Origin of the sequence: Mesorhizobium sp. M0016, assembly GCF_040324035.1 — a bacterium.
GTDB lineage: Bacteria > Pseudomonadota > Alphaproteobacteria > Rhizobiales > Rhizobiaceae > Mesorhizobium.
On sequence record NZ_JAMYVM010000074.1, the window covers coordinates 1 to 547 of the forward strand.

1 protein-coding gene is annotated in these 547 nt (G+C 66.2%); it reads right to left on the bottom strand.

The genetic code is table 11. From position 1 onward, the window contains the following. Window positions 1-41: 41 nt before the first annotated feature. Window positions 42-547, bottom strand: a 506-nt coding sequence (locus NKJ88_RS32955) for an anti-sigma factor family protein (protein WP_352446985.1), incomplete at its 5' end; no start/stop codon positions are given.

The window sequence follows — 547 nt, forward strand, 5'->3', positions numbered from 1 at the left end:
GGTCGGCACTCGATATCGGTTGGAGTGCCGACGGTCGGTTATCAGCCGGGGACGACCGCGGCGCGGAAGCGCGCCACGAAGTCGTTGATCTCCGGCCGCTCCATGTCGGAAATCGCCCAGTATGAGAAGGCGCCGTCGCTCCATTGCACCAGCGAGAAGCCGCCCTCCGAGAGATCGACCGGGTCGGTCACCGCCCCGGCATTTTGCGGCTCGGCGACAAGGGTGATCAGATGTTCGCGGTGGCGATAGACCAGCGCTGGCACCGCCCGGCCGCCGATGACCTCGACCCTGCCACCGACGAGTGCAAATCCGTCTTTCACCATATCAGGAGCCGGCGGCGAAAGGCCGAGCCTTGCATCGAGCCATGGCTTTACGGTGTGCCGGTCCGACGAGACTACATCGACGGGGCTGGTCGCCAGCAGGCTGCGTTGGTGGCCGCTGGCTACCCCTGCGGCAAAGCTATCGGCTACGCTAGGCTGCATCGCCCATTGCGTCGCGCCGCTGGCCAGAACTGCGCTGATCATGATCGAGGCCGCCATGGCGCGCC